Genomic DNA, 7648 nt, shown 5'->3' with positions numbered 1-7648 from the left:
CATAAACAAAGCCCGCCTGCGCGGGCTGTAGAATCTTGGTATCATATGATGTCAGCAAATCCTTAATCGATGAAATACCTAACGACTGAAGTCGCGGCTACATAAACAAAGCCCGCCTGCGCGGGCTGTAGAATCTTGGTATCATATGATGTCAGCAAATCCTTAATCGATGAAATACCTAACGACTGAAGTCGCGGCTACATAAACAAAGCCCGCCTGCGCGGGCTATAGAATCTTGGTATCATATGATGTCAGGTTTTTCACCCATAATTAAAACTCCCCGCGTCATTTCTAACACTGAGGTGATTCACAGAAAAATTAAAAAATCTCTGCTGGGTCTATTTTACGTAGTTTACGCACAGCAATTAGCCCAGAAATACAACACATCGATATTGCTAATAACGCAAGTTGCTAGTTATAAACTTTGGCGTTGCTAATTGCTAATTGCTAATTGCTAATATAGGATTTTTACCAATCTCGCCATTAGCCATTAGCCATTAGCCGCTCATCGAGAGATAACTAGCAACTTGAGTTAATATTAGGACAATTAAACAGCGGGTTAACGTCATTCCGATAGGTAAAAATGTAGCTTGTTTAGTTAAATCGTACAGACCAATGGTGAGAGCAAATCCTGGAATATAACCTAAAATACCTAGAATTATTCCTTCTTGTAGCACCACAATTTCTAAATATGAGTCTCTGTAACCCATTGCTTTTAAAGTTGCGTACTCTGCTGGGTGATCGGAAACATCCGCATAAAGAATTTGATAAACAATAACCGTACCCACAATGAAGCCCATACCTACACCTAAAGTAAAGATAAAACCAATTGATGTACTTGTTTTCCAGTAAGTTTTCTCAAATTATACGAAACCTTCATGAGTTAATACTCTAACGTCTTTAGGTAGGGGTGCTTGGATATTTTTAAGAACATTTTGAGGATTAACTTGAGGTTTAAGCTGAATAATCCCAATATCAATTTGTCCTACTTTACGATCGGTAAATAGGCGGAGGAAATTTAAATCGCTCAAGATTACATTTCCATCTGCCCCAAAAGAAGGCCCCAGTGTAAACAAACCAACAACCTTGACTCTTTTGTTGCCTAACTCAGTAATAATAGGTTTTCCCCGCTCAAATTATGTAGCAATAGAGCCATATTCTGAGCGAGAAGCTCTATCAAACAAAATACTTTCATTCAGTTTAAGTTCGTCGAGAGTGTCAGCTAGTTCAGGAAAGTTAAAAGCTGGATTTCCTAGCTGAAAGCCATAAACATATATAGCTCTAAAATTTCCAGTTTCAGGATTTTTCCAGTCTCTAAAGCCAACATATACAGGGCTAACAGATTTAACGCCATTAAAACCTAATATTTGATATAAACGACGCCAAGAAAAAGTCCTCATATAGCCCAGAGATTTGGAGCGAGTACTGATTAAAATTAAGTCTGCTTGTAAACTCTGATGGAATCGCGTAGCGCTATCGTAAAGAGCAGCTTGAAATCCTAATTGCATAAACATGAGAATAGCTGCAAAAGCGATTCCCGCTAAAGCAATCAACAGACGCAGTTTTTCTCTAGTTAGTTGCAGCCATGCTAAAGGTATAGAAAATATCATTTTCCCGCTCTCCCGACTGGTGGAACTTTGCTTAACTAGCTTGTTCAAGCAGGTTTTTGTCCAGGCAATTGGCATAGATTACCATGCTTTACTGCCTGAATTTATCAAGTAAAACTTTGCAGGTTAAGATTCACCAAAACGCCGATAATACAGTCGCGACAAAAGCAATCGTGCCCGCCGCACAACTGCTTATTTATGGCTTAGTCATTCATCCTATACTAGGATGCTAATTTAATTTCATCAAGTAGTCTTAGCTACTTTTTAGCTGGAAATTTTCCCACATCCGAAAACCACACTTTTGGAAAAAATATATATACCCAATGGCAGATGTACGCCGCTGTTTAAGGCTTTTATTTGTTTTTATATTTTTCATGTATCCATCAACACAGATATATTTCAATTGAGTATACCTTTAGAATGATTAGTGCAGATCCCCGCTGATTTATGTTGCATCTCTCTAGACAGTTTGATTAAAGGTGTGTTAACTTCCTCGTTAGCAAATTGCAATAAATATAGGTTTGGAAAAACTTTCGCATTCGGCTAGAGAGGAAAGAAAAATTTTCCTCGATTGGCGGTTGTTGAAAACTGCTGGAAGCCGACAATCTTAGGACTTTCTATTACGGGCTGTTTGGACAGTGCGTAAATTGTTGCATGGCAAATGTAAGTTCAACTAAATGGAGGTCAATATGAACGATCTTGTTTTATAGAATACAGTTTTTCAAAGAATTTTCCAACTATTTCAGGACTGACGCAATCTGAGAAACCGGGTTTCTGGCTTTTTCAGAGAAACAAAGGTGATTTGCCCGGGTTTCGACCGTCGTTCGCCCAGGGAAGGGAGGCATATCTCTGGTTGCCAAACCAAGGATTTTTCCTATCACCAAAGTTTCTTTGCGTAGAGAGTGTGAAGTTAAATCGGGTTATGTAGGGATTTGGAATTACTGAGCGTGGAGGATGAAATGATTGCGTATTTGAATGATGGGACGGATATCGGGGATGAAGTTGCGACTTTGGTAAGCTTGCTGAGGTACAGAGCGCAAAATCAGCCAGATAAAACGGCTTATACATTTTTGCAGGATGGGGAAATAGAAGCAGGGACGCTGACTTATCAAGAATTGGATCGAATTGCACGAGCGATCGCATATCATCTTCAAAGCGTATATGCGCCTGGTTGTCGTGCGATGCTGCTTTACCCGCCAGGTTTGGAGTTTATTGCGGCGTTCTTTGGGTGCTTGTACGCCAAAGTTATAGCCGTGCCTGCTTATCCACCGCGACCGAATCAGAATATGTCGAGGTTGCAAGCGATCGCAACATCTTCGGGAGCAACTTTAGCACTCACCACTACCTCCCTATCGGAAACCATCAAACAGCGCCTGCAAGAATCTGAATTAACCAACTTGCATTTGTTAACAACAGATAACATTCCCACCAACCTTGCAGAAGCATGGCGAGGATCAAGGGCCAAACTGGAATGAAAATACCCTGGCTTTTCTTCAGTACACATCGGGTTCTACGGGTACGCCCAAAGGTGTAATGGTGAGCCACCGCAACCTTTGGCACAATTGTGCGATTATCCATCAAAGTTTCGCCGACACACCCAAAAGTCAAGGAGTCAGTTGGTTGCCACCCTACCACGATATGGGATTAATTGGCGGAGTTTTGCAACCGCTTTATGTCGGTGCGCCGATGATTTTGATGCCAGCATTGGCATTTATGCAAAAGCCTTTTCGTTGGTTAGAGGCGATTTCCCGCTACAAAGTTACCACGAGCGGCGGCCCTAATTTTGCTTACGACCTTTGTATTAATAAAATCACCCCCGAACAAAGAGCTAGTCTCGATCTCAGTAGCTGGGAAGTCGCTTTCACCGGAGCCGAACCAGTTTGTGCCGAAACCCTGGAAATGTTTGCTCGTACTTTCGCCGATTGCGGCTTTCAAAAAGAGGCATTTCACCCCTGCTACGGCATGGCTGAAACAACGTTGATGGTTTCTGGAAGTAAGAGAAAAGTTGCACCGATTATTAGTCAAATAGATGGGGCAGCACTTGAACGCAACCAAGTGAAAAAAATGGTTCGACAACAGGAATCTACGCGGGCAATTGTAGGTGGCGGTCAAACTTTTTTAGACCTTAAAATTCTCATTGTTGACCCCGAAAACTTAACCGCTTGTCCGCCTGAGAAAGTGGGAGAAATTTGGGTATCGGGTGCGAGTGTAGCGCCCGGTTATTGGAATCGACCTGAAGAAACAGAACAGGCTTTTCATGCCTACCTAGCAGACACAGGTGAAGGGCCATTTCTGCGTACTGGCGACTTGGGATTTTTGCAAGAAGGCGAGTTATTTGTCACCGGGCGAATTAAAGATGTAATTATTATCCGGGGGCAAAACCACTATCCCCAGGATATTGAACTGACAGTGGAGAAAAGTCATCCAGCGTTGCGCCCTGGTTTTGGAGCCGCTTTTACGGTGGAAATAAAGGGCGAAGAACGATTGGTAATTGTTCAAGAAGTAGAGCGGACTTATCTGCGGAAACTGAATGTAAATGAAATAGTTGGAACGATTCGTCAAGCTGTGGCGGCGGAACACGCTTTACAGGTTTATGCGGCGGTACTGGTTAAAACTGGAAGTATTCCTAAGACTTCAAGCGGTAAGATTCAGCGCCATGCTTGTCGGGCTGGATTTATCACTGGCAGTTTAAATGTTGTCGAGGATTGGAGCGAAAATCCTCAAGGAAAAACTAAGTTTCGGCATCTAGAAGCTGAGGTGAATTCCTTGTTACATAAACTATCAATTGGCAAGCAGGTATAGCGATCCTATCTCGTTCCAAAGCTCTTGCCTTGGAATGGCATATGCAAGGCAGAGCCTCCCTTTTCAAGGAGGCTCTGCCTCCAAAAGTCAGCGTTTCCAGGTAGAACCTGGAAACGAGGGAAACTACCTCTTGTGGGGTGGGCATCTTGCCCGCCAAAACACAAAGGCTAGCAGGATGCCCACCCCACAAGATGGGAGCAATTATTTTTGGGAAATCCCTTAGTAATAGTGCGAATCGGAGGAGAAACAGTGAAAAAAATTCTGGTGATTGAAGCTCAAGCAGATACTCGGAATCTGTTTTTAGAAGGTATTAAAGCTGAAGGTTTCCATACTATCGGTGCTGAAAACGGTCGAATTGGCATCGAAGTGGCACAGCAAGAGTTACCCGATTTGATAATTAGCGAGATTGCCCTACCGAAACTCGACGGTTATGGTGTTTTGATTAAGTTGCGTCAGAACCCGGTTACGGCAATTATCCCGTTCATTTGTGTCACTGTTGAGGGAAAGCGAATTGAATACCGCAAAGCGATGGAGTTGGGAGCGAATGATTATATTACCAAGCCTTGCACGTTAGAGGAATTATTGAAAGCGATCGCAACCCAATTAGAAAAACAACGCCTCCTCACCCAGTGGTATGCTAAACAGTCCGAGTCAGTGCGAGAACCACCATCTATCGACACTGTAACGTCCTGGGCTAACCCTGAGCCAATTTTGCCATCTGACCCCCAATTGTGTGAAGTTTTCCGTTTTATTGAGGCTAATTATCACCGACAAATTGCTTTGGGGGATGTTGCCCAAGCAGTTGGTTATTCCCCTGCTTATTTAACCAACCTGATGCGACGCCAAACAGGACAAACAGTGCAACGCTGGATTATCCAACGTCGAATGGCAGCAGCAGGTTATTTGCTGCTAGAAACTGACCAGGTAGTAGGGCAGATTGCTGCTAAGGTAGGCTATCAGCATCAGGTTCATTTCTTCCGCCAATTTCGCCAACTTCATGGGACAACTCCCCAAGCTTGGAGAAGCGCCCATCGCAGCTAATTCAAATAGTGTAGGCGCTGGTTGAACGATTAACGCTGCCAAATCGAAAAATTTGTTAGTTTAATCAACAAATTGTTCATTGCCAGCGCATCTGACATCTTATAAACTTTATCAAAAAGCGAACCTCTGCGTCGCGTTTAAAAAGCGTAACGTCAAGCTGGGGATGAGAACGATAACAGAGCGATCGCTAAAACTCTAAAACTTTAAACAATGGAAACCAAAAATCCTCAAATCACAATATCCGCCGTTGCGGGTGCTAAATATGATACTGGCAAACAGCAGCCAACAGCAGCAGAAATTCAAGCATGGATAGTCTCCTATTTGGCTCAACTGCTGGAAATTAACCCGGATGAAGTTGATACCGCAATTCCCTTCGACCAATACGGTTTAGATTCTTCAGCAGCAGTCGGTATGACGGGCGACCTAGAGGATTGGATGGGAAGAAAAATCGCTCCAACCCTACTTTACGATTATCCCACAATTCAGGATTTGGCTCAGCATTTAGCTGAGGAATTCAAAGTCTAGGTGTAATTTTTCAGTTGCTAATGACTAATGACCAATCAACATCAGGTGAATCTCATGGTAAATACAGTTCAAGCATCGACTCAATCCTCAGCCAAGAAGCATATCAAACTCACAGAAATCAACTATAGACGCAACACAGAATCAGATTTAACCGAGAAAATAGAAGCAATGGATAGAAACTTCAAATACAGCAGCAACAGGGATTATTATTGGAGCGAACCGGAGCTTTCTTTGCTTTACGGAACTCCTGTTTACGAACAAGCTTCCCCTTCGCAAAAGAAAGCGCTGAATCATCTTTATTGGGCGACTCAGTACAATCAAACTGCTGCCACCGAAGCAAATGCCGTACTTTACAATCAGGTAACGGCTGGTGTTTTTGGCACCCTTGGCGGTTACGAAACACTCTGCCAAGAGTTAGATTTAGAAACGGCACAGGAACGTCACCACATTCATGCCTTCCACAGGATTGGTTACAAGACGAAACGAGATTTGTTAGGTGCAGCATTTAATGCTTCTATCCAGGGGAAATCCTACAAAAAAAACGATTCGCCTCGAAGATTAGCACCCGGACAGAAATCGCAATTGTTTAGCTTTAACTGGCAAAGTTCGCCGTCGGGATTTCAGGAATCCGCCTTGCGGTTTGTCACCAATAAAGTGCTGCTAAAGAACCAAGCACGCCACTATTCCCAATATTTGAGAGACTTGGAAGAAAAAGGCGAGTCAATTCCGGCTCAAACTACTGGTTTATTGGGGCATTTAGCACCCAAACCTTTGCTACAATTCTTTACTTTGAACTGCGGAACTTCGCCTTTTTTAGCCTGCGTGTTCTACGTCACGCGCTTTATGGCGAACATGCCGATCAAGAACTATGAATATCGCTATTCTCTGTATTACAGGGAATTAGAGAAACAAGGGGAATTTATTCCATCTCCCCTCGCTGTTTCCCATTTCCATCTGTTGGATGAAGCGTTCCACACGACAACATCTCAACTGATTGCTCAAGACTTGTACAAGGACTTCCCGAAACCAACAGCCTACGAGAAGTTTTTAGCGAATCTGACGATATATCGGGCGCAAAGTGTCGGGTTAAATGGCCTCTCTGGGGGTATGCCTGCCATATTCCGCAGCGATGAAAGTTTCATGCTTTCGTTTTACAGGTTGCTACAGTCTCCTGTGTTTAATATGTCTTCCCAAGAAGCTATTGAGTGGTTGGAGAAATGCTTGTGTCAAGAACATGATGGTTTCCATTTAACTTTGAAATACCATCAACGTCTGTTATCAGATTTGCGTCGGCTGTTTGACCCGATTGATTATTTATGGCGTGCGAATCGCGAAATGCAGGTTATGGCAAAAGGCGGTTCTATTAACCAGGCGATTCAAACTAACATCAAGGCATTTGAGCAGTTTTGTAGGTCGGTTGTTTAAACCAGTAGGGGCACGGCATCAGTAATATTTCCCTGTGGGGCCAAAAATATCTATGCCGTGCCCCTACATCCCACCCAACACCTGTATGGGCACGGCATCAGTAATATTTCCCTGTGGGGCCAAAAATATCTATGCCGTGCCCCTACATCCCACCCAACACCTGTATGGGCACGGCATCAGTAATATTTCGTTGTGGGGCCAAAAATATCTATGCCGTGCCCCTACATCCCACCCAACACCTGTATGGG

The 7648-nt window shown here is 43.4% G+C and carries 6 protein-coding genes and 1 pseudogene; 6 read left to right on the top strand and 1 reads right to left on the bottom strand.

The features are described from left to right. Positions 1 to 497: 497 nt before the first annotated feature. Positions 498 to 1610: pseudogene (gene devC, locus MiSe_RS54315) on the bottom strand (ABC transporter permease DevC). 956 nt (positions 1611 to 2566) lie between these two features. Here devC and MiSe_RS52415 point away from each other — a divergent pair. From MiSe_RS52415 to MiSe_RS46055, 6 genes are all read left to right on the top strand, one after another. Then, positions 2567 to 3082, top strand: coding sequence for an AMP-binding protein (locus MiSe_RS52415; RefSeq protein ID WP_307731668.1), 516 nt, complete (start codon positions 2567 to 2569; stop codon positions 3080 to 3082). Further along, a complete protein-coding gene (locus MiSe_RS46075; protein ID WP_307731667.1) occupies positions 3042 to 4409 on the top strand; it encodes a fatty acyl-AMP ligase in 1368 nt (455 codons plus the stop codon). Before MiSe_RS52415 ends, MiSe_RS46075 begins: the two co-directional genes overlap by 41 nt. Before the next feature lie 249 nt (positions 4410 to 4658). Next, entirely contained in the window at positions 4659 to 5450 is a 792-nt protein-coding gene (locus MiSe_RS46070) for a response regulator transcription factor (RefSeq protein WP_226593586.1), read from the top strand. Between the two features lie 210 nt (positions 5451 to 5660). Continuing rightward, positions 5661 to 5975, top strand: coding sequence for an acyl carrier protein (locus MiSe_RS46065; RefSeq protein WP_226593584.1), 315 nt, complete (start codon positions 5661 to 5663; stop codon positions 5973 to 5975). A 54-nt stretch (positions 5976 to 6029) separates the two neighbouring features. Further along, the gene (locus MiSe_RS46060) at positions 6030 to 7400 is read left to right on the top strand and encodes a hypothetical protein (protein WP_226593582.1); all 1371 of its coding nucleotides are present in this window, start codon (positions 6030 to 6032) and stop codon (positions 7398 to 7400) included. Between the two features lie 52 nt (positions 7401 to 7452). After that, positions 7453 to 7648, top strand: a 196-nt coding sequence (locus MiSe_RS46055) for a hypothetical protein (protein WP_226593580.1), incomplete at its 3' end; no start/stop codon positions are given.

It is taken from the genome of Microseira wollei NIES-4236 (assembly GCF_020521235.1).
Classification (GTDB): domain Bacteria; phylum Cyanobacteriota; class Cyanobacteriia; order Cyanobacteriales; family Aerosakkonemataceae; genus Microseira; species Microseira wollei.
This window is presented reverse-complemented; position numbering and strand designations above follow the sequence as displayed.

Coding starts and splice junctions, on each gene's coding strand:
- MiSe_RS52415 (WP_307731668.1), top strand. CDS start 2,567: ATGATTGCGTATTTGAATGATGGGACGGATATCGGGGATGAAGTTGCG.
- MiSe_RS46065 (WP_226593584.1), top strand. CDS start 5,661: ATGGAAACCAAAAATCCTCAAATCACAATATCCGCCGTTGCGGGTGCT.
- MiSe_RS46060 (WP_226593582.1), top strand. CDS start 6,030: ATGGTAAATACAGTTCAAGCATCGACTCAATCCTCAGCCAAGAAGCAT.